The 22,151-nt window shown below is 49.4% G+C and carries 23 protein-coding genes and 1 pseudogene; 15 read left to right on the top strand and 9 right to left on the bottom strand.

Going from position 1 to position 22,151, the window contains the following annotated elements; all coding sequences use genetic code 11:
- Window positions 1–434: 434 nt before the first annotated feature.
- The 4 genes from rpmH to mnmE all read left to right on the top strand — a co-directional run bounded on the left by rpmH (window position 435) and on the right by mnmE (window position 4,257).
- Window positions 435–569: a 50S ribosomal protein L34 gene (rpmH, locus tag J4377_RS18815; RefSeq protein WP_009723348.1), complete on the top strand. Its 135-nt coding sequence runs from the start codon at window positions 435–437 to the stop codon at window positions 567–569.
- A gap of 13 nt (window positions 570–582) precedes the next feature.
- Window positions 583–984 (top strand): ribonuclease P protein component, encoded by a 402-nt coding sequence (rnpA, locus tag J4377_RS18810; protein WP_084183640.1) that lies wholly within the window; start codon window positions 583–585, stop codon window positions 982–984.
- A gap of 115 nt (window positions 985–1,099) precedes the next feature.
- Window positions 1,100–2,785 (top strand): membrane protein insertase YidC, encoded by a 1,686-nt coding sequence (yidC, locus tag J4377_RS18805; protein WP_120385995.1) that lies wholly within the window; start codon window positions 1,100–1,102, stop codon window positions 2,783–2,785.
- Between the two features lie 101 nt (window positions 2,786–2,886).
- Window positions 2,887–4,257: a tRNA uridine-5-carboxymethylaminomethyl(34) synthesis GTPase MnmE gene (gene mnmE / locus J4377_RS18800; protein WP_120385996.1), complete on the top strand. Its 1,371-nt coding sequence runs from the start codon at window positions 2,887–2,889 to the stop codon at window positions 4,255–4,257.
- Window positions 4,258–4,295: 38 nt separating this feature from the next.
- Here the strand turns inward: mnmE and J4377_RS18795 are convergent, their stop codons facing one another.
- The 4 genes from J4377_RS18795 to rdgB form a co-directional block, all read right to left on the bottom strand.
- Window positions 4,296–5,141, bottom strand: coding sequence for a 23S rRNA (adenine(2030)-N(6))-methyltransferase RlmJ (locus J4377_RS18795; RefSeq protein WP_038479928.1), 846 nt, complete (start codon window positions 5,139–5,141; stop codon window positions 4,296–4,298).
- 94 nt (window positions 5,142–5,235) lie between these two features.
- On the bottom strand, window positions 5,236–5,910 hold the full coding sequence (locus J4377_RS18790; protein WP_038479925.1) for an OmpA family protein: 675 nt from the start codon (window positions 5,908–5,910) through the stop codon (window positions 5,236–5,238).
- A gap of 48 nt (window positions 5,911–5,958) precedes the next feature.
- Window positions 5,959–7,128 carry a radical SAM family heme chaperone HemW gene (gene hemW, locus J4377_RS18785; protein WP_253486353.1) on the bottom strand — a complete coding sequence of 390 codons (1,170 nt, stop codon included), beginning with the start codon at window positions 7,126–7,128 and terminating at the stop codon, window positions 5,959–5,961.
- Complete coding sequence (gene rdgB, locus J4377_RS18780; RefSeq protein WP_253486352.1) at window positions 7,121–7,729, bottom strand: RdgB/HAM1 family non-canonical purine NTP pyrophosphatase; 609 nt, start codon at window positions 7,727–7,729, stop codon at window positions 7,121–7,123. Before rdgB ends, hemW begins: the two co-directional genes overlap by 8 nt.
- Before the next feature lie 284 nt (window positions 7,730–8,013).
- On the opposite strand from rdgB, the gene J4377_RS18775 reads away from it, so the two are divergent.
- From J4377_RS18775 to J4377_RS18750, 6 genes are all read left to right on the top strand, one after another.
- Window positions 8,014–8,706, top strand: a complete 693-nt coding sequence (locus J4377_RS18775) for a response regulator transcription factor (RefSeq protein ID WP_120385999.1) — start codon at window positions 8,014–8,016, stop codon at window positions 8,704–8,706.
- Window positions 8,707–8,729: 23 nt separating this feature from the next.
- Window positions 8,730–9,209 carry a CsgE family curli-type amyloid fiber assembly protein gene (locus J4377_RS18770; RefSeq protein ID WP_120386000.1) on the top strand — a complete coding sequence of 160 codons (480 nt, stop codon included), beginning with the start codon at window positions 8,730–8,732 and terminating at the stop codon, window positions 9,207–9,209.
- A complete protein-coding gene (locus tag J4377_RS18765) occupies window positions 9,209–9,625 on the top strand; it encodes a curli assembly protein CsgF (RefSeq protein ID WP_120386001.1) in 417 nt (138 codons plus the stop codon). Before J4377_RS18770 ends, J4377_RS18765 begins: the two co-directional genes overlap by 1 nt.
- A gap of 72 nt (window positions 9,626–9,697) precedes the next feature.
- Window positions 9,698–10,528, top strand: coding sequence for a CsgG/HfaB family protein (locus J4377_RS18760; protein WP_009723337.1), 831 nt, complete (start codon window positions 9,698–9,700; stop codon window positions 10,526–10,528).
- Window positions 10,529–10,783: 255 nt separating this feature from the next.
- Window positions 10,784–11,308: a hypothetical protein gene (locus tag J4377_RS18755; protein ID WP_120386002.1), complete on the top strand. Its 525-nt coding sequence runs from the start codon at window positions 10,784–10,786 to the stop codon at window positions 11,306–11,308.
- 60 nt (window positions 11,309–11,368) lie between these two features.
- Window positions 11,369–12,583 (top strand): hypothetical protein, encoded by a 1,215-nt coding sequence (locus tag J4377_RS18750; RefSeq protein WP_120386003.1) that lies wholly within the window; start codon window positions 11,369–11,371, stop codon window positions 12,581–12,583.
- Between the two features lie 66 nt (window positions 12,584–12,649).
- Here the strand turns inward: J4377_RS18750 and J4377_RS18745 are convergent, their stop codons facing one another.
- The 5 genes and pseudogenes from J4377_RS18745 to J4377_RS18725 form a co-directional block, all read right to left on the bottom strand.
- Window positions 12,650–13,030: a hypothetical protein gene (locus J4377_RS18745; RefSeq protein WP_253486351.1), complete on the bottom strand. Its 381-nt coding sequence runs from the start codon at window positions 13,028–13,030 to the stop codon at window positions 12,650–12,652.
- Window positions 13,031–13,103: 73 nt separating this feature from the next.
- A pseudogene (gene hemL / locus J4377_RS18740) lies at window positions 13,104–14,383 on the bottom strand (glutamate-1-semialdehyde 2,1-aminomutase).
- A gap of 36 nt (window positions 14,384–14,419) precedes the next feature.
- On the bottom strand, window positions 14,420–15,229 hold the full coding sequence (locus tag J4377_RS18735) for a hydroxymethylpyrimidine/phosphomethylpyrimidine kinase (protein ID WP_038479901.1): 810 nt from the start codon (window positions 15,227–15,229) through the stop codon (window positions 14,420–14,422).
- The gene (hemJ, locus tag J4377_RS18730; protein WP_038479899.1) at window positions 15,229–15,660 is read right to left on the bottom strand and encodes a protoporphyrinogen oxidase HemJ; all 432 of its coding nucleotides are present in this window, start codon (window positions 15,658–15,660) and stop codon (window positions 15,229–15,231) included. Before hemJ ends, J4377_RS18735 begins: the two co-directional genes overlap by 1 nt.
- Before the next feature lie 22 nt (window positions 15,661–15,682).
- Window positions 15,683–17,473 carry a chloride channel protein gene (locus J4377_RS18725; RefSeq protein ID WP_038479895.1) on the bottom strand — a complete coding sequence of 597 codons (1,791 nt, stop codon included), beginning with the start codon at window positions 17,471–17,473 and terminating at the stop codon, window positions 15,683–15,685.
- Between the two features lie 198 nt (window positions 17,474–17,671).
- On the opposite strand from J4377_RS18725, the gene argC reads away from it, so the two are divergent.
- The 5 genes from argC (at window position 17,672) to J4377_RS18700 (ending at window position 21,734) form a co-directional block, all read left to right on the top strand.
- Window positions 17,672–18,706, top strand: a complete 1,035-nt coding sequence (gene argC, locus J4377_RS18720; RefSeq protein ID WP_120386005.1) for an N-acetyl-gamma-glutamyl-phosphate reductase — start codon at window positions 17,672–17,674, stop codon at window positions 18,704–18,706.
- Between the two features lie 215 nt (window positions 18,707–18,921).
- Window positions 18,922–19,275, top strand: coding sequence for an iron-sulfur cluster insertion protein ErpA (gene erpA / locus J4377_RS18715; RefSeq protein WP_038479889.1), 354 nt, complete (start codon window positions 18,922–18,924; stop codon window positions 19,273–19,275).
- A gap of 149 nt (window positions 19,276–19,424) precedes the next feature.
- On the top strand, window positions 19,425–20,195 hold the full coding sequence (locus J4377_RS18710) for a transporter substrate-binding domain-containing protein (protein ID WP_038479887.1): 771 nt from the start codon (window positions 19,425–19,427) through the stop codon (window positions 20,193–20,195).
- A 98-nt stretch (window positions 20,196–20,293) separates the two neighbouring features.
- Entirely contained in the window at window positions 20,294–20,965 is a 672-nt protein-coding gene (locus tag J4377_RS18705) for an amino acid ABC transporter permease (RefSeq protein ID WP_038479884.1), read from the top strand.
- Between the two features lie 10 nt (window positions 20,966–20,975).
- A complete protein-coding gene (locus J4377_RS18700; RefSeq protein WP_038479881.1) occupies window positions 20,976–21,734 on the top strand; it encodes an amino acid ABC transporter ATP-binding protein in 759 nt (252 codons plus the stop codon).
- The last annotated feature ends 417 nt before the right edge of the window (window positions 21,735–22,151 follow it).

Here is a 22,151-nt window from a genome sequence, read left to right as displayed (position 1 = left end):
ATGAGGCATAGGGAAAAGCTGGTAATGGATCAAGGAAAAAGCTGTTTTGATGTCTTCTATACCCTGTTGAACACACCTAATTAACAGTTTATTTAAGGCTTATCCGAAGGTTATGCACAGATTTTTTATGTTTTTAAGCTGTTGATAAAATTAAGCTAAAATAGCTTATCCACAATTAGTATCCCCACTATTAATAACAATAAGTTTTAAATAATTCCATTAGTAATAGTAGTGTCATGGCAAGAAGCCACGATGGCGATGTACGAAGAGCCTCCATTGCCTTTTTAACGCTTTTTATGCAAGGAAAAATTGCACCTGACGCGGGAAGTCTCTACAATTTCCGGTCTTGAATTGAAACTCCCCGGCTAGTTCCTCACTGGACCGGGTCTTTTGGAATTCACTTTCCGTCCTAAACCACGTGGGAATAACGAGTTATGAAACGCACTTTTCAACCCAGCGTTCTCAAGCGCAAGCGCGCGCATGGCTTCCGTGCTCGTATGGCAACCAAAAACGGCCGTGCCGTTATCGCACGCCGCCGCGCCAAAGGCCGCAAGCGTCTGAGCGCCTGATCTCGGATTGCGTGTGCCGCATCAAGGCTTTCCCCGGTGCTTACGTTTGCTAAACGCCGGGGATTTTAGTCACGTGTTTGAACAAGCAGACCTGAAGGTTCATGGCAAAGGTATGATGGCGCTAGCGCGTTTGAGTACCCGGGGACATCCCCGCATTGGACTGGTGGTCAGCAAAAAGAATGTGAAGCTCGCTGTTGATCGCAACCGCTTTAAGCGACTCGTGAGAGAATCTGTTCGCCTCCGCCAAGATCACTTACCCTCTGTGGATATCGTGATACTGGCAAAGCGTGGTGTTCAAGATATTGATAACGAGACGCTTAATCGCCAGCTAAATGGCATGTGGAAACGACTTCAGCGTGACGCACAGGCGGTGTCTGTACCACTCCCGCCTAATGGCGTAACACGTGACGCTTGACGACACACCTCGCCGCTCGACCTCGGCCTGCCGCCTGGCAGGCTTTCGTGTGTCATGGGTCGAGTAAATGACACTGCGCCATTAGCATGTTCACCACCCATCGGGCAGAACCCTCATGGACGTAAAACGACTTTTATTACTGATTCCACTGGCAGTACTTGCCTATCTATTGGTTGTACAGTGGAATCAGGATTATGGGCAAATAAGCGTCGATTCGACGCCTGAAATTACCCAAAACAGCAACGGCTCATCCGCCAATAATGTTGGCAGTGATGATTTATCGGTTCCTAGTTCATCGGCTCCCCAAAATGCCATTAGTGAAGGCATGCCTGGAGAAGCAGAAAGTAACTCGTCTAGCCGAGACTTTATTGCTGTCACGACCGACGTTCTCGACGTACGTATTGACCCACATGGTGGCGATATCGTGTACGCCGCTCTACCGCAACATAAGCTAACGCTGGATTCAGATCGTAACTACGTGCTGCTTTCTGATAACTCAACGCGTAGCTACGTCGCCCGTTCAGGTCTTCAACTGGACGGTCAGGCTAGCCGTATTGCTTTCACGCCTGAGCGTACCGAGTACCGCCTAGGGAACGATGAAGAGCAACTAAGTGTTGATTTAACAGCGGAAGTTAACGGCGTTGAGGTTATTAAGCGATTGACGTTTAAGCGCGGCGACTACGCTGTCAACGTTAGTTACTATTTAGCCAACAACACCGAGTCACCGATTAGCGCCCGCTTTATCGGTCAATTGGCACGCGATAATAGCCCTGACCCCTCAAGTGGCGTCGCCATGGGTATGAACTCGTATCTAGGGGCAGCCTACTCTACCCCTGACACGCGGTACGAAAAAATCGACTTTGACGATATTCAAAGCCATAACTTTGAAAATCGTGAGGCGCAGGGTGGCTGGATTGCGATGATCCAGCACTACTTCGTATCTGCCTGGGCACCGGCGCAAAATCAGCAAAACCTCTACTATGTCACTACCGATTCACGGGATCGTAATGTGGTAGCGTTTGCTGGCCCCACGAGCAGTGTGGCCGCTGACGGCGAGGCAACGCTAAGCGCAACGCTGTACATGGGTCCCAAGGTTCAAGACTATCTTGAACAAGTCGCTCCCAACCTACGCCTAACCGTAGATTACGGTTGGCTGTGGTTTATCGCTAACCCGCTGTTCTGGTTACTGGATAAGATCCACGACATCGTTGGCAACTGGGGCTGGTCAATTGTACTGCTGACCGTACTCGTGAAACTGGTGCTGTTCCCGCTATCCGCCAAAGCCTACAAGTCAATGGCGCGTATGCGTAAGCTTGGCCCGGAAATGCAGCGTCTCAAAGAGATGTATGGCGATGATCGCCAGAAAATGTCTCAAGAGATGATGAAGTTCTACCAGAAGGAAAAGATCAATCCTCTGGGCGGCTGCTTACCAATTCTGGTGCAAATGCCGGTCTTTATCGCGCTGTATTGGATGCTGCTTGAGTCTGTTGAGCTGCGCCATGCGCCGTTCATGTTCTGGATTCAAGATCTGTCGGTGAAAGATCCGTACTTTATCTTGCCAATTCTGATGGGGATCTCGATGTTCGTTCAGCAAATGCTGAACCCGACACCGCCCGATCCCATGCAGGCGAAGATTATGAAGATGCTGCCGATTATCTTCACCTTCTTCTTCCTGTGGTTCCCTGCAGGTCTGGTTATCTACTGGGTCGTCAACAACATCATCTCGGTGGCGCAGCAGTACCTCATCACGCGTAATATTGAGAATGATCCAAACGTCGGCAAAGGGTTGCGAACCAAGTAACACGCTCCCTTCTCCTACCTCCAGACCCCCGCCCTAGCGGGGGTCTGGCGTTTTAGGATGAACAACGCGACAATCTTCGCCATACACCAACGAGAAGCGCCATGGCCGATCGACTTTACACCCAAGACACCATTACCGCTCTGGCAACTCCTCCTGGCCGCGGCGGTGTTGGCATTATTCGCGTCTCAGGCCCTGCCTGCCGCGATATCGCTGCCGCAGTACTTGGCCACTACCCTTCCCCTCGTTACGCTCACTACGGCCCGTTTTATGCCGCTGAAAGCGTTATTGATGAAGGCATTGCCCTGCTGTTCAACGGGCCTCACTCATTTACCGGTGAGGACGTGCTTGAACTGCAAGGACATGGCGGGCCAATCATTATGGATATGCTGCTTGAACGCTGCCTACAGCTTGGCGCACGCCTAGCACGCCCGGGTGAGTTTTCAGAGCGTGCCTTTCTAAACGACAAGTTGGATTTAGCCCAAGCCGAAGCCATTGCCGACCTGATAGACGCCACCTCCCGTTCCGCTGCCGAAAATGCCGTACGTTCGCTACAGGGCGAGTTTTCCCAGCGTATCTCGGCGTTAGTGGAGCGACTCATTGAGTTACGGGTATACGTCGAAGCGGCGATTGATTTTCCTGAGGAGGAAATCGACTTTTTAGCCGATGGCCACGTCGCCAACCGTTTAGACAGCGTTCAGCAAGCGCTGATGGCGGTTCGCAAAGCCGCAGGCCAAGGGGCACTGTTACGCGAAGGAATGAGCGTGGTGATTGCTGGACGACCTAATGCCGGTAAGTCTAGCTTGCTCAACGCACTGACCGAACAAGATACCGCCATTGTCACGGATATTGCCGGCACCACCCGTGACGTGCTGAGGGAATATATTCACATTGATGGCATGCCACTGCATATTATCGACACCGCAGGGCTGCGCGACACCCCCGATGCCGTAGAGAAAATCGGCGTTGCCCGTGCTTGGGAAGAGATCGAAAAAGCCGACCGCGTGCTGCTATTGGTAGATGCCTCAACGACTGATGCGACCGATCCTATGACTATTTGGCCGGAATTTGTCGCCAGGCTCCCCGATAAAACACGCCTGACACTGGTGCGAAATAAAATCGATACCAGCGCCGAACAAGCCGGCATTGATTTATCCACAACCCCACCAACGATCAGACTATCCGCGAAAACTGGCGTGGGTGTGGATAACTTAAAAACCCATTTAAAGGACATCATGGGGTTTTCTGCGACGACTGAAGGGAGATTCTCAGCCCGCCGTCGCCATTTAGACGCCCTAGATCGCGCCATGATTGCGCTGGAAACAGGACGCGCCCAACTAGATGGCTACGGTGCAGGGGAATTGCTGGCCGAAGACTTGCGCGATGCTCAGCAGGCGTTAGGCGAAATTACCGGTGAATTCAGCGCTGACGACCTGCTCGGCGAAATCTTTGGCAGTTTTTGTATTGGGAAATAATCATCTGCTTTGGTCAATAACAGACAGTGGCTAACAAGCTATTCGCCTACCAGCCACTCTGACCGATAGTCACTTTCCGAGCCTAGCAGCGGCGTAATGTGCTCCATCGCCGCCGCTAGACGCTCATCTAATCCCCAGGGCGGGTTAATCACTAGCATTCCACTACCGTACATGCCATGGCTTTGCTCGTTTGGCGTATGCCGTTGAAGTTCGCTGCGCCAAATTTTACGGATGCCGCTCTCCCTCAAGCCGTTTAGCAGCGAGAGATGGTTGCCTGCTGGTAGCAATGGATACCACACCAGGAGCACCGCATGTCGCGCTTTTGCCAGGCTATAAGTCACCGCATCAACCACCTCCAGATATTCCGCTTTACGTTCGTAGCTAGGGTCAATCAATACGCACAAACGCGGTGTTGCAACCGGTACCAGCTCACTCAAACCTGCCAGTCCATCTCCATAAATTCGCTGCGCCTGCGGGGAAAGCGATTGGGTACTTAAGTGCTCATGCTCACCTGGATGAAGCTCAAATAGCGTCAGGCGATCTTGCTCACGAAGCGGCTGAGAAAGCCACCAAGGTGAGCCAGGATAATGGGTAAGCTCAGATGCATGGGGCTGGGCAGTTGCTAACGTGGTTAGCCAACTACTCAGTAAAGGGTCACTTAGCTGCTCGCTCGCTTTCCACAGCGGCCAAATGCCCTCACGGTATTCTTGAAGCCGCTGAGTCTCTTTGGTGTTAAGTGGATAGAGGCCTCGTCCCGCATGAGTATCTATATATGTAATGGCTGTTTTTTTACGTAATAAGTAATCAACCACCGCGTAAAGCGTTAAATGTTTCTGCACATCGGCAAAGTTACCGGCATGGTAAGCGTGTTGGTAAGACAGCATAGTCGCTCGCTAACAGAGAATCGAAAAAAGCCCGCTATGTGAGCATAGCGGGCGTTTATCGGCAATGCCGAGGTTAGCTAATCAATTGTTAGCGTTAACCCTGGCCATTTCCCGTGGGACTCAAGGTGATTTCAACACGGCGGTTTTGCGCCCGCCCTTGTTCAGAATTATTGCTAGCAACCGGCTGATTGGCCCCATATCCCATGGTGTTTAATCGAGCGGAGGATACGCCATTTTGGCTAAGGTAATTACCCACAGACTGGGCACGGCGTTCAGACAGACGCTGGTTATAATTTGCATCTCCGGTGCTATCAGTGTGGCCAGCAATGTTGACGCGAGTATCCTGATACTGGGTCAGTACATTCGCTACTTGGTTAAGTGAGTTACGTGCTTCGCTGGTAAGGTCAGCTGAGTCGAAACCAAAGGTAACGCCACTGGGCATATTAAGCACAATATCGTCACCGCGACGATCAATCTCAATACGCGAGCCCTGGAGATTTTGGCGCAGCTGTTGCTCCTGACGATCCATGTAAACGCCTATACCGGCACCCGCTGCAGCACCTACCGCCGCACCAATCAATGCGCGATCACGACGGCTAGTGCTGCCATCGCCAGACAGCGCACCGGCAGCAGCGCCAATGGCCGCGCCAATGCCAGATCCCATCGCAGTGCTAGAGCGCTGCGTCTGACCGCCATAAGGGTCCGAGGTAGCACAACCAGCTAACAAAATGGCTGCCGCCAGCGGGGTCAGTAGTCGAGAAATACGCATCACTCACTCCTTGATAATCTTCAGGGTAATTGCTTTATATATCGCTGATCACTCATCGCTTATTAATGTCAGCAATTCATTCAAGAATAATAGACCTTGAGGCGATGCACGCAGCTTTTCGGGCATTTCCATTAAAAGTCCTTTTTCATACGCGCTTTGTAACCGTGAAAGTAACACGGCTGAGGGCTGTCCTGTGTAAGCCGTCCAGACACCCATTTCGACCCCATCGGTTAAACGTAACGCATTCATCGCAAATTCAAGGGGTAGCTCCTGCGTTGCTATCGGCTGCTTGCCGGCCACAAAGCCACGCGGATCATTTGCACGACGTAAATACGCCTCTGGCTGACGTGTTTTCCAGCGCCTTTCGATATGCCGCTGCCCCTGACTATCGACCGTCGTCAGCTTTCCATGCGCTCCCGCCCCAATACCCAAATAATCGCCAAACTGCCAATAATTGATGTTGTGGCGACTTTGTTGTCCCGTTCGCGCGTAGGCGGAGATTTCATAGCGCCGCAAACCGGCTTGTTCGAGACGTTGATGGCCAGCCTCTTGAATGTCCCAGAGAGCCTCTTCTTCTGGTAACACAGGCGGATGAGAGAAAAACGCCGTATTCGGTTCAAGCGTTAACTGATACCAGGAGAGATGCTCTGGCTCCAGAGCCAATGCTTGATCAATATCCTCCATCGCTTGAGCTGGGGTTTGTTTGGGTAACCCATGCATTAAATCAATATTGAGATTATCAAACCCAGCCTCACGCGCCTGGTGAACAGCATTGACCGCTTCTTGGCCGCTATGAATACGCCCCAAGGCGCTAAGCTGTTCAGGGCGAAAGCTCTGAACTCCCAAAGACAAGCGATTGATCCCAGCTTCTCGATAACCAATAAAACGCTGCTGCTCAGTCGTACCAGGATTCGCTTCAAGGGTAATTTCAATAGTAGAAGAGAACGGCAACCGGAGGCGTATCTCTTTGAATAATCGATCGTAAAAAGCTGGCGATAACAAACTTGGCGTGCCACCGCCAATAAATATCGTTTGAATCTCTCTTTCATTCGCTAACGATAAATCACCCTCAAAATCACTGAGCAGGGCGTTTAGATAAGCGGCTTCGGGCAGCTCGTCAGTACTGGGCTCATGGGAATTAAAGTCACAGTACGGGCACTTACGTACGCACCATGGCGTATGGATGTATAGGGATAAGGGAGGCAATAGCTCAGCCATGCGCCACCTTCAACAATTCAACCAAGCCCTGTAATGCCCGCCCACGATGACTAAGTCGATTTTTGGTTTCACTGGATAACTCGGCAACACTCATTCCTTGGTCCGGTAACCAGAACAGAGGGTCATAACCAAAACCGCCATTACCTCGCGGGTGCGCCAGAATTTCACCTTCCCAACTGCGTTGAACGATCACAGGTACAGGGTCTTCGGCATGACGCAAATACACCAATACGCACCAATAACGTCCACTACGCTGACCTTCAGCATAGCGACTGAGCGACGTTAATAACTTCTCATTATTGCGCTCGTCACTTTTAGGCTCACCGGCATAACGTGCTGAATAGATACCTGGCGCACCGTGAAGTGCATCCACTTCAAGGCCAGAATCATCTGCTAATGCAGGTAACCCACTGATTTTACTTGCCTCACGAGCTTTCAGAAGTGCGTTTTCAACAAAAGTAAGCCCTGTTTCTTCCACATCTCCCACTCCAAATTCGGATTGCGGACGAACATCTAACCCAATAGGTGCTAGTAATTGATTGAATTCTTTTAGTTTTCCTACATTTCCACTGGCTAAAACTAAGGTATTGGGCGATGCCATAACAATATCTCCAAAAGGAAGGTTAATGAGTTTACATATATCAAAATTTCTTCTAAAGCAGGCTTTTTGTTACATAATGTAACTGTTAAAACTAATTTAAAAACTGCTTATATTAATAACAAAAAACATTATAAACATACGCTTATACACATTATTCTAAAAAATACTATATATATTCAAATTGAATTTACCAGTTTTCTAATAACAAAACTTTACGGAATGTATCTTATAAGCAACACTTCAAAGAACACCTGCTCACTCTTTCTTTCCACGAGGACTTCCCGATGTCACAGGAAAAGACCATAGGTTTGGTGTATCTCATTACCGAACAAAGTCCGCAGTCACAGCTGTTTGCAGACTATTTGCTCGATCATACTCATTGCTCAATTAGAATTTACTCGCCAGACAGCACCATACCGTCTTCACCTGTCGAACAGCTGCTCATCTTAATCGACAGTGATCATATCAGTGTAGAAGCATTGCCAGACTGGCAAGAGAAGCTGCCAGAAACGCTGGCAAAAACCCCTCTCGCCGCCTTCAATATTCGCGATATGGATCATGCACTGGAAGCTCTCGCTTGTACTCAGTTAAAAGGAATATTTTATCGTAATGAGAGCTTAGAGGTATTTTGCAAAGGTATCCACGCGTTACTCAATGATGAGCTGTGGATGTCTCGGGACTTAATGGCAAAACTAGTTCTCTTTTACCGTAAATACCAAAGCAACGCATTTCGCCCCACCTGTGGTTTAACCAGCCGAGAAATGGAAATCATTTCTTTATTAAGCATAGGTTCTTCTAATCATCAAATTGCCGACAAACTATGTGTTAGCGAACATACTGTTAAGTCTCACCTTTATAATATCTTCCGCAAAATAAACGTGCATAACCGAATTCAAGCGCTTAACTGGATTCATCAAAATCTTGGGCCGATTCTGCCAAATATTGAAACTGCGCGTAGTTTACAGCGCCATCGATAGCCTCCTTCAAAGGTAATATAGCCATGAGTAAACTTCGCTATTTACTGATTGTTTTTATTAGCAGTTTTACGTTAACAACGAATGGATTAGCAAACGAACAGGAAGAAGTCGAAGCAATAAACCAACTATCAAGCCCAGACGGCCCAGAAATTCAAGAACGCCAAAATAGAAGTAGCGAATTAACCGGCGTCATGGTCGACCGTACCGTCACCATGGCTGGCAAGACCTTCTATCGCGCTTTCAGCCAGCGGGCAATGGATAACCTCATCATCGGTAATGCCACGATTACCATTCAAGAGCGTCCCGATGCCCGCTGGGGCAGCCAAATTGCCATCGTGGAAGGCAACCGGATGTACTTCAGAGCACAGCTTTCTCCCAGGATTAGCGAGGCAGACCGCGTAGCAGGAGAAGCTGTAAATATTGTTGAGGAGGCACTCCTCCAGCAGCAGCTGGCATCTGCCCTTACCTCAGATAAAGACTTGGGAAAAGAGGAGTTATTCTAATGAAAAACCGTATAAAAATTAGCTGTGCGACCTTTATAGCAACAATCGGAATGGGAATGAGCGCACATTCGGGAGAGTTAATTTACCAACCTATTAACCCTTCTTTTGGCGGCGATCCATTTGTAGGCAATTACCTACTGGGTAAAGCACAAGCACAAGATACCAACACCGACCCAAATGTGCGAAGTGGTCAAACACTTTCTTCTACTCAACGCTTATTACAAAGCTTAGAAAGCCGATTGATATCGCAGCTCATTTCCGATGTAAGCCGAGGCGAAGTCAGTGAGGGTAGCTTTGATAGCGATGAATTTGGCGTTGTTGTAAGCGATAACAGTGGTCAGTTAGTTGTTAGGGTGGTTGATAAAGTCACTGGAGACGTTACAGAAATTAGCGTTGGCGGTTTATTTAATCCTTAACACTAAAAACAATGCCAACCGCTAAAAACAAGTAATACCGACTAACGCTATCTGCTTTGTCAGGGGATCATTATGAAAATTATCGCCTCAATTGTCATCGCTAGCCTGCTGAGTGGCTGTGCAGGAATGGTGGCAACGTCTGAAAATTTAGAAGGTGCTGAAGCAACACTCACACCCAGAGGAGCTACGTATCAGGATCTTGTATCGCTCCCGCCACCATCAGGAAAGATTTTTGTCTCTGTTTATGATTTCCGCGATCAAACAGGACAATACCGGCCAGCCCCTGCCAGCACATTCTCAACGGCGGTAACACAGGGGGCAGCAGCGATGCTTACCGGTTCGCTATCTGACTCGGGCTGGTTTATTCCACTTGAGCGCGTCGGGCTTCAAAACTTGTTAACTGAACGCCGCATTATTCGCGCAGAGTTCGAACGCTTTGGACAGCCCGATACGCTGCCATCGTTAAGAGCAGCGTCAGTCATGCTAGAAGGCGGCATTATTGCTTATGAATCGAACATACGAACTGGGGGAGCAGGTGCTGAATATTTTGGCATTGGGGCATCAGGCCAGTATCAGGTCGATCAGGTGACGGTTAATTTACGCGCGGTAGAAATATCAACCGGTGAAATATTAGCCAACGTCACCACGACCAAGACCATTTATTCAAAAGAACTACGAGCAGGCGTGTATCGCTTTATTGATTTTAGCCGCTTACTAGAAGCTGAGGCTGGCATTACGGCTAATGAACCTGTCCAGCTCGCAGTAATGTCAGCAATAGAGTCTGCCGTTATTCATCTTATTGCCAGAGGCATTGAAAATCGACTATGGAATCTTGCGCCGGGAGTCAGCCTTCAAGAATCCATTTTAAATGACTACTTGAATGCTCCAATTCCCATGCTGTAGCTTTCTTACAAGGGAACATTATTACAAAAAAATTAAAAGCCACTCTTTGAGTGGCTTTTTTATTATCTAAGTACATTAAATCTCAAAAGTAGATAATGTAATCAATACGTTATTACTATTTTAATCCATAAATATAAAAAAGTATTAAAAAAATAATCGAAAAATTAATAAATATTCTTATGGCACCATTTCTTAAATGGTCCAAACTCAACTCATGAAACATAAAGACACACAAAGTTTCAAAAGGGGCAAGAAATGAAACTTTCAAGCTTGCATTTCACTAAGAGCAATGCAAACCAAAAAAGATGTAGAGCTTTGCTTCTAACTATCGGCTTGCTGGTAACAAATATGATGGTAGCTCAAGCAGATAACCCAAGAATTGCTCAGTATGTAAATGAGATAAATACTTCATTTTTACAAAGCAATATTAGTGTAATTGAGCAACAGGGTAACAGTAATAAAGCCAGCGTTACTCAATCACGTTCAGCTAGTTATCAATTCGCTAACTTTTCACACATTCATCAACGTGGAAATAACAATGAAGCTAATATTACACAAAGCAATGGCAATAATATTGGTTTTATTTGGCAATTAGGAAACAACCATTCCGCCAACATTTATCAACAAGGTAATTCAATTTCACTCAGAGCAGATATATATCAAACAGGTTTTAGCGGTGATATTACGATTTCACAATCGGGCAGTGGCTTACGCGGCATTAGTGTCCAGCAACAAAATAATTCGGGCAGTGCACGTCCAGTCACTATCGATACCTATTGAGCCGCCATCTGCAGCTCAATAGACAACCAAAAGCAAGATGGTCGAAAAAGGGGAAACAAAATGAAGACTCAAATGACTGCTCTAGCCGCTGCTGTAACCCTAGCATTTGGGGGTTCAGTTTATGCTCAAGCATTAATTCCTGCAACTGGTGGCTGGGGTGTAGATGACACATCCTCATCAGTTGATAACGATGCATGGGGCAACGTTGAAGACAACTCTAGTGCTTTCAGCACTATGAACTCACAAAGGAATGATCTAAACAATATTGCTGCTCCAAGTGACTCATCATCTAATAGTTCTAGTGTAACCCAGTCATCTCCTGTTTTTAATGGTGATACTTGGTCAAGTGTCTTACAGGGAGGAGGTGTAGGAAACCAAGCTACTGTATCTCAACAACAATCTAGTTTTACTGGTAACCCACTGCAATCATATGTTGATCAATTTGGTAGTGATAACGCTGCTGAAGTTGATCAAATAACAAGTCAGTCTGCTACAGCAGATATAATTCAAACAGGCACCGCTAACAAAGGTCGTGTTCAACAGCTAAATTCACAAAATAATAGTGCGTTAATACTACAGGCTGGCACAGATAATCGCTCTCTAATTAACCAAGGTGGTCCTGGAGGTATTTCAGCAGGTAACCAAGCAACATCTGTGCAGGTTTTGTTTTCAAATGACAGCGCTATTCGCCAAACAGGAAGTACAAACGTAGCCAACTCTTTCCAACTTGGTTCTGGTGGCGATAGTACTATCAACCAACAACGAAATAATAACACAGCTAGCTATATTGATGTTGGTGTAAATAACACATCTGAGATTTATCAATTCAGAGCTGGCAACAGTTTAGTGCCTGGTAATGAAGCTGATGTTTTTCAGTTTGGCCTTGGTAATGACTCAGATGTAATACAAATCGGTGGTGGAAACGAAGCCTCAGTCAGTCAGCTTGGTTCTTCTGCATATTCTAACATTGAACAAAATGGTAATGATAACGATGCCCTTGTGACTCAGTCAGGTTTAGGTGGCTCTTCTTCTGATATTCGCCAGATGGATACAAATAACTCTGCAACGGTAAATCAGGCAGGATTATTTGGTGTCAACGAATCTTATATCTTACAGTCTGATATGGGGATTCATTCAGCAATCGTCAACCAAACCAATAACTTTAGTGCTGGAAATGCTAATATTTCAACTGTTACACAAGTTGGTGCTACTACTAGCAACGCAAGTGTAACCCAAACTGGAAGTGGCAACTGGTCATCTACCATCCAGTACTAATCCCTGGTTAACCAATGCTCTCAAACCGCCCCTTTCGGGGCGGTTTTTTGTGTTTTTATATAACCGTTAACGTACTGTAACCGTTAACGTGCCGCCTTTTCCTTGGGTAGAGGAGCGCGAGCGGTTATTACCTTTCAAGATATCCACGTCTAACCGATCATCTTCGCTGAGCAGTTTTACCGTACCTTCAAGCGTGGTGCCTTCAAAGGTAAATTCAGCGGGTACGGTGCCACGTGTTTCGGGGTGATTAATGGTTTCATCGTTATGAGTAATGCGCCATTGGGCTGAGAATTCCGCGCCAGGTGTGCCACCCATGGTGATATGGATTTGAGTCATATCCTGCTCCTGTGCGGCCATCCCCGTTAACGGTAGACCAAGGGTGAAAACAGCGGCTAACAATATGCCGTTAAAGCGTGAAGAGTGCCGAGCCAATTGTCGTTTCATCATGTGTTTACCTCACTAACCACAGAGCCGCTCAATAGGAGCGGCTCTTGCAGTGTAGCAGGCGCTTTACTTTATGTTACATAACGGCAAAGGCTTTTTCTGCAGCATCCAACGTTAGCTGAATATCTTCTGGCGTGTGGGCACTCGACATAAAGCCAGCTTCATAGGCAGAAGGTGCGAGATACACACCGTGATCAAGCATAGCACCAAAGAAGCGGCGGAAAGCATCGGGGTTGCAAGCAGTGGCTTGGGCGAAGTTATCTACACGGGATTGCGACGTAAAGAAAACGCCAAACATGCCACCTGCGGATTGGGTCATCATCGGTACGCGGGCAGCATTGGCACGCTCTTGCAAGCCGGTACACAACGTTTGCACCCGTTGAGTCAGCGCATCATGGAAACCCGGCACCTTTAGTTTGGTTAGCAGAGCGACCCCTGCAGCCATGGCCAGCGGGTTACCGGACAGCGTACCCGCTTGGTAAACCGGCCCCAGCGGCGAGATATTCTGCATAATTTCTTGTTTACCGCCAAACGCCCCAACGGGCATGCCACCGCCAACGATTTTACCTAAGCAGGTAAGGTCAGGCGTTACGCCGTAATGTGCCTGAGCGCCACCTAAAGCGACGCGAAAACCGGTCATGACTTCATCAAAAATCAAAATACTGCCGGATTCATTGCACACCCGGCGCAACGTTTCCAAGAAACCCGGCTGGGGAGGAATGCAGTTCATATTACCCGCCACCGGCTCCACGATAATGCAGGCAATTTGCTCTCCGATCTCTGCAAAACACGCTTCCACCCCTTCAGGGTCGTTATACGAAAGCGTGATGGTGTGCTCAGCGAGTGATGCGGGTACGCCTGGTGAGCTAGGTTCCCCGTGGGTTAACGCGCCGGAGCCCGCTTTGACGAGCAATGAATCCGAGTGGCCGTGATAATTGCCTTCAAACTTGACGATTTTGTCGCGTCCCGTTGTTCCGCGCGCAAGTCGAATGGCCGACATCGTCGCTTCGGTGCCCGAGCTGGTCATACGCACCATTTCCATGGAAGGAATCATTTCACAGATCAGATCAGCCATGGTGGTTTCGACAGCGGTCGGAGTACCAAAGGAGAGGCCGTTATCTAACCGCGCTCGCACAGCGGCCAGTACATCCTGATCGGCGTGTCCAGTGATCATCGGTCCCCATGAGCCGATATAGTCTACGTAGCGGTTACCTTCCACATCGAATAAGTAGGCACCCTGAGCACGTTCCATAAAAACAGGCGGGCGATGTAGGCCTTTAAAAGCACGAACAGGAGAGTTAACCCCCCCGGAATGTGACGACTGGCAAGGTCAAATAGTTCTGCAGATGTGGTCATGGCATCCTCAATATTAATGGCTTACTGCCAATGAGATCAAAAGCGTACGGGGCGTGGCAAGCGTTTCGGTAAACACTGTCCGCTAGGGGGCTGATAACCATGAGACAAACTCTCCCAGGTAAAGTGCTGGGCTTGCTCACAGGCAGTTGGTAAGCGCTCACCAACGGCTAAACGAGCCGCAAGCGCTGAGGCTAATGTACAGCCTGATCCGTGAAATACTTCAGGCAAACGTGGCCACTGCCATTGGCGCGTAGTGTCAGGAGAGTGCAGCGTATGCACAACCTGTTGCGTATTACCCGGGAGTGGATCGTCGGTGGCGGTCACAAGGACACCTTGGCAACCCTGCGCCAGCAACGCAACAGCACGTGCTGTGTCATCCAAAGGGTCGGTTATCTCAGGCGTCAGTGCAGCAAGCTCAAACCGATTGGGCGTTACGATATCCACAAGCGGTAGCAAACGATCTATATAAAGTTGCTGCAAAGCGGGTGTGGATAACTTAGCGCCGCCACCTGCTTTTAATACCGGATCTGCGACGACGGGAATTCCTGGAAAACGGCGGATAATTTGTTCCGCTGCGCGCAGCGTCGCCTCATCAGCCAACAGCCCCAACTTAATAGCCGCAATTTGCATATCACCTAACGCTTCAGCCATTTGCCGCATTGCAGCAGGATCTGCAGGCAGGGTGCGTATCACGTTATGGCAATTTTGAACGGTCAGTGCGGTTGGAATGGTGACTGCCCAACCACCACAGGCAGCTATCGCTTCGCTATCAGCCACTAACCCAGCCCCCCCGGTGGGGTCATGGCCAGCTAACACTAAAACAACGGGAGGAAGAGGATGGCGCATCAAAAGGGCTTCACCACCGCCAGGATAATAATCGCGATTAACGCAATCACGGGCGCTTCGTTAAACCAGCGGAAAAACACATGGCTTTTGGTGCAGCGGGCTTGATCAAATTGCTTCAAATAAATTAAGCAAACATGGTGGTAAGCGATTAATAGAGCGACAAGCGTCAGCTTAGCGTGCATCCAACCTTGGCTAAACCAAGCGGGCACGAGATAAAGCATCCAGCCACCAAAGATCAGCACAATGATCATCGATGGCGTCATAATTCCACGGTAAAGCTTACGCTCCATGGTTTTAAAGTAAGTGATCGCTTGCTCATCGCCTGTGTCCCGCGCCATGGCGTGGTACACATACAGTCGCGGTAAATAAAATAGCGCGGCAAACCAGGTAACAACCGCCATCAAATGAATGGCCTTTACCCATAAATACATGGTCTCTCCTTAGGCGTTGGGCTCATTGCTGGGAATCAGCACCGCGGGGGTCAGTGTAGTGATAATAACGTTCGATAGCGCCACGCGTAATGATACCTGAAATTCGCTGCTGCTTTGGCCGATAGCCATGCACGACATAGAGTGCACCTAGCGCATTGTCCTGAAGTTTTAGAAACGCTTCCGATAGCGTTGCTTGTAATCCGATAGGTGCCATTTCAAGCCGTTGCCCAGGGATCTCAAGCAAATCAATGAACTCGTCTTCTGGAGGGGCTTCGTCTTGCAGTGCTTCATCATGCTCCAGTAACCAACGCGCAAGCTCAGCGGCTTTAAGCGCCAGCACTGGTTTTTCTGCACTGGAGCGCTCAATCACTAGCCACACAGGATTCGTTTCCAACAGACGCCGTGCCTGATCAGGCGTAATCATTCGATCTGTGCGTACCAAGTGGCGCTCCATTACCGCTGGCACCGATACCCGCGAAAGCGCCTGCATTAAAGGCTGCTGTAACGGATGCAAGCCGTAGCGCACCGTGCTAATAAAAAAGCCCTCACAACCGGTAAGCTGACGGGATGTTAGGCAGGCAACCACCACAACGAGCATGCCCGGCAACATAATATGTGGCGAATGCGTTAGTTCAAGCAACGCCATCAAAGCGGCAAGCGGTGCTTGCAATACAGCGCCCATCATTGCCGCCATGCCCAGCATGGCATAAATGCCAGGGTCTGCCGCTTTATCTGGCCATACCCAACCGCCCAGCATTCCCCCTAGAGCACCGGTGGCAGCGCCGACCACTAGCACGGGGCCAATAATGCCGATTGGAACACCACCTGCCACGGTGAGGGCAGTAATCAATAACTTAGCAATCATCAATGCCAACAGTACGGTAATCGCTAGCTGATTATTCAACATAGCCGCAACGCTGTCGTAACCAATGCCTTGCACTTCAGGAAACCACCACGCAACAGCGCCCGTTATCACCCCAACAGCACCTAACCTAAGCCATAGCGGCCACTGCTGTAAGTACTGGCTACGCGAAATATGAATAAATAAGCCCGCCAGCAGGCCGATTACCAAACCAATAATAACCACCCAAGGCACGTTCATTAGCGAGCCAAGGGCAACTTCAGGAATGCGAAACGCCGGTTCATTGCCATACACCAATTGAGCGACCAATGCCCCCATGGTAGAGGCGAGTATCACCGGCATAAAGCTCATCAGGGTGTATTCCATCATCACCACTTCCATGGCGAAAATCACCCCTGCGATTGGCGTATTAAATGATGCAGATATACCTGCCGCCGTACCGCAAGCAACTAGCACCCGTAAACTGTTATTGGGCAAGCGAAGCTTGAGACCTAGACCACTGGAGGCCGCTGCGCCCAGATGAATGGCAGGGCCTTCACGCCCTGCTGAGAGGCCACCCAGCACAGACACAACGCCCACCCACCACTGGTTAAGCCAGTTGCGCATAGGGAAACGTCCCTGATGATAGGTGAGACGCTCAATAACATGGCCAACACCTAACTTTCGGGCAGCGGCCTTTTGCCGATAGAGCAGCGTGCCAATCAGCGTCACGGCAATTATCGGCAGCAGCGCACGAAGCCATGGCGCGAGCCCTTCAAAGGCCTCAGGATTGCCCTCAGGCATATAAAGGGCAGCACCTACCTCTAGCAATAAGCGAAAAGCCACCATCACCGCGCCTGTGATCACCCCAGACACTAACCCCAGCACACACAGCTGAGGCAGGGCATCAACATTCGCCAGCTGGCGACGAAAACTTTCCAAGGTGAAATCTGACCGGGAAAAACGTGCCACAACGTCCGTCCTTGCGCCTATTATTCGCTTTTACGCATCATGTTCGCGTTAGTGAACATATGCCTGTTTCCCTATAGCGCTCTTACGCGCCTGCTCTCTTGTGTATCATAGCTAGCTACAGTTCAACAGCCTGAGGTATCTCATTAGGCTGTTAATTATTGTTGGGTCTGACTGTGCGTAATGCGCAAGGAGTGGTTTGTGATTAAGGTTGGCATTGTAGGCGGTACCGGCTATACCGGCGTTGAGCTGTTACGGTTACTTGCCCAGCATCCCCAGGTAAGCGTAGAAGCCATTACCTCGCGCTCGGAAGCAGGCGTGAAGGTATGCGATATGTATCCCAACCTGCGCGGCCACTATGATGCGCTCACGTTTAGCGAGCCAGACGCCAAGAAACTGGGTGCAATGGATGCGGTGTTCTTTGCGACACCCCACGGGGTCGCCCATGCACTAGCAGGCGAACTGCTCGACAATGGCACGCGAGTAATCGACTTATCTGCGGATTTCCGGCTGCGCGACGCCGCCGAATGGAGCCAGTGGTACGACCAGCCCCACGGCGCGCCGGAACTGCTAAAAGAGGCTGTGTATGGCCTGCCAGAAATGCATCGTGAGAAAATCAAAAAGGCCCGCTTAATTGCCGTACCAGGATGCTACCCAACGGCTGTTCAACTCGGCTATCTGCCGCTTTTGGAAGCTGGTTTGATTGACGCAAGCCAGTTAATCGCGGACTGCAAATCAGGCGTTACCGGCGCAGGCCGTGGTGCCAAAGTTGCCTCGCTGCTAGCCGAAGCCAGCGAATCGATGAAAGCCTACGGTGCGTCCGGACATCGCCATTTGCCTGAAATTCGTCAAGGCTTGAGCGATATGCAGTCAAACGCCGTGGGGCTTACCTTTGTGCCGCACTTAACGCCTATGATCCGCGGCATTCATGCCACGCTCTATAGTACGCTGACTGAAGAGCCAGGCGATTTACAGGCACTCTTTGAGCAGCGTTACGCCCACGAGCCGTTTGTTGACGTCATGCCTGCAGGCAGTCATCCGGAAACTCGCAGCGTCAAAGGCAACAATACCTGCCGAATCGCTGTTCACCGTCCTGGCAATGGCAATACCGTAGTAGTGCTCTCGGTAATTGATAACCTCGTTAAAGGCGCATCAGGCCAAGCGATTCAAAACCTCAACCTCATGTTTGGCTTTGAAGAAAATATGGGCCTCAACGCCCCAGCGTTGATGCCTTGAATCACACCAAATACCAGCATGCAGAGGGCAGCTCAAAGAGGAGGTCATTTGCCAGGGAAGGCAAATGTAGCGTCCAAGGAAGGATTCAAAGCGCCTCCTCGGCGAGCTGCCCTCTGCTTGATACCCCAACACAATAGTTGACCATTTTGCTGGGAATTACCCATAATCACACTCCGATGCCGATTATTCGTTCTTAAAGCTCGCGGGAGGTACCCATGAGCGGTGCAGAAGCTTTTGTTCCAACGCCTCTACTATTGTCTGATAGTGCTCGGAAACGCATCCAAGCACTTATAGCAGAAGAGGCTAACCCTGCGCTGAAACTCCGCGTTTATGTCACCGGTGGTGGCTGCTCGGGGTTCCAGTATGGGTTTGATTTTGCTGAAAACGTGGCCGAAGACGACACGTTAATTGAATTTGGCGATGCGATCCTCGTCGTCGATCCTCTCTCCTACCAATACTTGGTGGGTTCAACCATTGACTATGAAGAAGGGTTAGCAGGTGCCCGTTTTCGTGTTCAAAACCCCAACGCTACGACCACCTGTGGCTGTGGAGCTTCCTTCATGGTCTAACCAACGTTGGTAACAACCCCCTCCCCGTGACTTGACGCCTTGGTGGTTTCTCGCCAAGGTTAAAAGGTCAATAACGGTTGCAGACGGAATTTATAAGAGTAAATCTTCTTTAAATCGCGTCGCTAACCAAATAAAACACGGGGAAACGAATGAATTACCTACTAAAAAAATCTGTCATTGCTACCGCCCTTGCACTGGGCTTAGGCAGTACCACTGTCGCGTTTGCACAAACGCCTACTGTCAATGTGGCCACTGACCCAAGCTTTGTACCGTTTGAAATGATGGATCCAGAAACTGGCGAAATGATCGGTTTCGATATGGATATCATCAACGCAGTCGCCGAACGTGCAGGCTTTGAGGTTAACCTCACCACTATGGAATTCTCTGGCATCATTCCCGCCGTCCAAACCGGCAGCCAGGAAATCGCCCTTGCAGGCATCACCATTACAGATGAGCGTGCCGAAGTTGTCGACTTTTCCGCTCCCTACTATGACTCAGGTCTGCAAATTATCGTGCGCGCCGACAACGAAGAGGTCTCTTCGCTTGAGGACCTAGCGGGTCTCACCATTGCCACCAAAATCGGCTCTACCAGCTACGACTTCCTTCAACAGGAGCTCGGTGAAGATGCCGACATTACTCCCTATCCAGGCACCGCCGATATGTACATGGCGCTGTTAGGGCGCAACGTTGATGCCGTGCTGTACGACGCCCCTAACGTTGCCTACTTCTCACAAACCCGTGGCGAAGGCCGTACCAAAGTGGTTGGCCCGCTGTATGAAGGCCAGCAGTACGGTATCGTTTTCCATAAAGGCAGCGAGTGGGTAGAACCTACCAACGAAGCACTTGCTTCCATGCGCGAAGACGGCACCTATGATGAAATCTACACAAAGTGGTTTGGTGAAGCCCCCAGCGCTGAATAACATCGCTGTTCGCTATCACTAACGAGCGCTTTTCATCTCAGGGTCGGGCGGCTATACCCCCGGCCCTGTGTCGTTGTTTATTTTTCTGGAGATAACGCGTGGACGTTAACTTTCAGTTTGATTGGTCGGCCGCTTTTGGGTCGATCCCTTATCTGTTACCAGGTATTCCTTGGACGCTGCTTATATCATTCGGCGGCCTAGCGATCGGCTTCTTTATTGGCATATTCTTTGGTTTATTACGTATTAGCCCAGTGCGCTGGCTGCGCTGGCCAGCAGTTTTATACGTCGAAGTGTTTCGCGGCACGCCCATTTTAGTGCAGGTTCTGTTTATCTTTTATGGCTTACCCCAATTGCTGGGAGGCCCGATCAACGCACTCGTTGCTGGCATTGCCGCGATCGCCATTAATTCAGGGGCTTATATCTCTGAAATTGTACGAGGCGGCGTGCAGTCTATCGAACGTGGCCAGCGAGAAGCATCACTTTCGCTAGGCTTGTCTCGAACTCAATCTTTTCGCTACGTAATTTGGCCCCAAGCTCTACGGCGCATGATTCCTCCACTGGGTAACCAAGGCATCATCAGTATCAAAGATACCTCGCTATTTTCTGTTATCGGGGTCGGTGAATTAGTCCGCCAAGGGCAAATTTATATTGCCACTACCTTTACCGCACTAGAGGTCTATTTCATGGTGGCGCTGATGTACCTTGCCATCACCTGGACTCTCTCTTTGATTCTGCGCCAAATTGAGCGCAGAGGCCTCGCAGGACAATAAGGAACGTGCAATGACCTCTACCCAATCGCCAATTGTGCGTATGCAGCAGCTCAATAAGCATTTTGGCAGCCTGCACGTACTCAATAATGTTGATCTTGAAATTGTGCCTGGTGAAGTCGTCGTTATCATCGGTGCCAGTGGCTCTGGTAAATCAACGCTCATCCGCTGTATCAACGGCTTAGAAGAGTTTCAAGCCGGCTCTCTTGATGTTGATGGCAACCAATTACTGCCCAATGGTAAAAGCAGTAAAGCGCTGCAAACTATCCGTACTGAAGTCGGCATGGTGTTTCAGCAATTCAACCTTTTTCCCCACTTGAGCGTGCGCGACAACGTTACCCTTGCGCCCATGAAAGTGCGGGGATGGAGCCGCCAAGATGCCGAAGAGACCGCTGAACGACTGTTAGAGCGCGTTGGTATTGCCGACCAAGCAGATAAGTACCCAAGCCAGCTCTCGGGTGGGCAGCAGCAGCGTGTGGCATTAGCCCGGGCGTTAGCCATGGAACCCCGCCTGATGCTGTTTGACGAGCCTACATCAGCGCTTGATCCTGAAATGATTGGTGAAGTGCTGGATGCCATGCGTGAACTTGCAAAAGAAGGCATGACCATGGTGATAGTGACCCATGAAATGGGCTTTGCCCGTGAAGTGGCAGATCGCGTTATTTTTATCCATAAAGGCGAAATTGCCGAGCAAGGCCCTCCCGAGCAACTGTTCGATACGCCACAACATGAGCGAACACAATCCTTCCTTGCACGTGTTTTGAAGCATTAATGTCGGAATTAATCTGACTTTTTTGCCCATTTTTGCCCCGTAAAATGGTCTGTCATCGCGACAGGCCATTTTTTTTGCCTGTGGATACTATTTTTTACACGCTGCATCATATCGCGCTACGACGCCTAGCATGAGCGCTAACCAGGTCTTTATAAGATACCAATCGCACTTGTTCACAGGTGCGGTAACAAACTCGGTATGGGTCGGTGGATAACCCGTTGTCTGTCATGCCTGTGTGTAAGTTGCACTTTCATCCACAGGAGTAGCACCGCTTCTGCGCAGGTACTCCTCCGTTTAATCATGCAGAAACTAACAATTTAAGCAACTGAAATATATTGGTTTATTTAGGTTATCAACAGATTTTGTCCACACTAGTAGTTACAACATCAACAGAACTTCTCTTATATATTTTTATTT

Origin of the sequence: Halomonas sp. XH26 (genome assembly GCF_024138895.1) — a bacterium.
GTDB lineage: Bacteria > Pseudomonadota > Gammaproteobacteria > Pseudomonadales > Halomonadaceae > Vreelandella > Vreelandella alkaliphila.
Note: the sequence above shows the minus strand (reverse complement) of the source record. Positions and strands in the feature narration are given on the sequence as shown.

Excerpts from the sequence above, each read along its gene's own strand:
- rpmH (WP_009723348.1), top strand. The coding sequence starts at position 435 with ATGAAACGCACTTTTCAACCCAGCGTTCTCAAGCGCAAGCGCGCGCAT.
- yidC (WP_120385995.1), top strand. The coding sequence starts at position 1,100 with ATGGACGTAAAACGACTTTTATTACTGATTCCACTGGCAGTACTTGCC.
- mnmE (WP_120385996.1), top strand. The coding sequence starts at position 2,887 with ATGGCCGATCGACTTTACACCCAAGACACCATTACCGCTCTGGCAACT.
- J4377_RS18795 (WP_038479928.1), bottom strand. The coding sequence starts at position 5,141 with ATGCTGTCTTACCAACACGCTTACCATGCCGGTAACTTTGCCGATGTG.
- J4377_RS18790 (WP_038479925.1), bottom strand. The coding sequence starts at position 5,910 with ATGCGTATTTCTCGACTACTGACCCCGCTGGCGGCAGCCATTTTGTTA.
- hemW (WP_253486353.1), bottom strand. The coding sequence starts at position 7,128 with ATGGCTGAGCTATTGCCTCCCTTATCCCTATACATCCATACGCCATGG.
- rdgB (WP_253486352.1), bottom strand. The coding sequence starts at position 7,729 with ATGGCATCGCCCAATACCTTAGTTTTAGCCAGTGGAAATGTAGGAAAA.
- J4377_RS18775 (WP_120385999.1), top strand. The coding sequence starts at position 8,014 with ATGTCACAGGAAAAGACCATAGGTTTGGTGTATCTCATTACCGAACAA.
- J4377_RS18770 (WP_120386000.1), top strand. The coding sequence starts at position 8,730 with ATGAGTAAACTTCGCTATTTACTGATTGTTTTTATTAGCAGTTTTACG.
- J4377_RS18765 (WP_120386001.1), top strand. The coding sequence starts at position 9,209 with ATGAAAAACCGTATAAAAATTAGCTGTGCGACCTTTATAGCAACAATC.
- J4377_RS18760 (WP_009723337.1), top strand. The coding sequence starts at position 9,698 with ATGAAAATTATCGCCTCAATTGTCATCGCTAGCCTGCTGAGTGGCTGT.
- J4377_RS18755 (WP_120386002.1), top strand. The coding sequence starts at position 10,784 with ATGAAACTTTCAAGCTTGCATTTCACTAAGAGCAATGCAAACCAAAAA.
- J4377_RS18750 (WP_120386003.1), top strand. The coding sequence starts at position 11,369 with ATGAAGACTCAAATGACTGCTCTAGCCGCTGCTGTAACCCTAGCATTT.
- J4377_RS18745 (WP_253486351.1), bottom strand. The coding sequence starts at position 13,030 with ATGATGAAACGACAATTGGCTCGGCACTCTTCACGCTTTAACGGCATA.
- J4377_RS18735 (WP_038479901.1), bottom strand. The coding sequence starts at position 15,229 with ATGCGCCATCCTCTTCCTCCCGTTGTTTTAGTGTTAGCTGGCCATGAC.
- hemJ (WP_038479899.1), bottom strand. The coding sequence starts at position 15,660 with ATGTATTTATGGGTAAAGGCCATTCATTTGATGGCGGTTGTTACCTGG.
- erpA (WP_038479889.1), top strand. The coding sequence starts at position 18,922 with ATGAGCGGTGCAGAAGCTTTTGTTCCAACGCCTCTACTATTGTCTGAT.
- J4377_RS18710 (WP_038479887.1), top strand. The coding sequence starts at position 19,425 with ATGAATTACCTACTAAAAAAATCTGTCATTGCTACCGCCCTTGCACTG.
- J4377_RS18700 (WP_038479881.1), top strand. The coding sequence starts at position 20,976 with ATGACCTCTACCCAATCGCCAATTGTGCGTATGCAGCAGCTCAATAAG.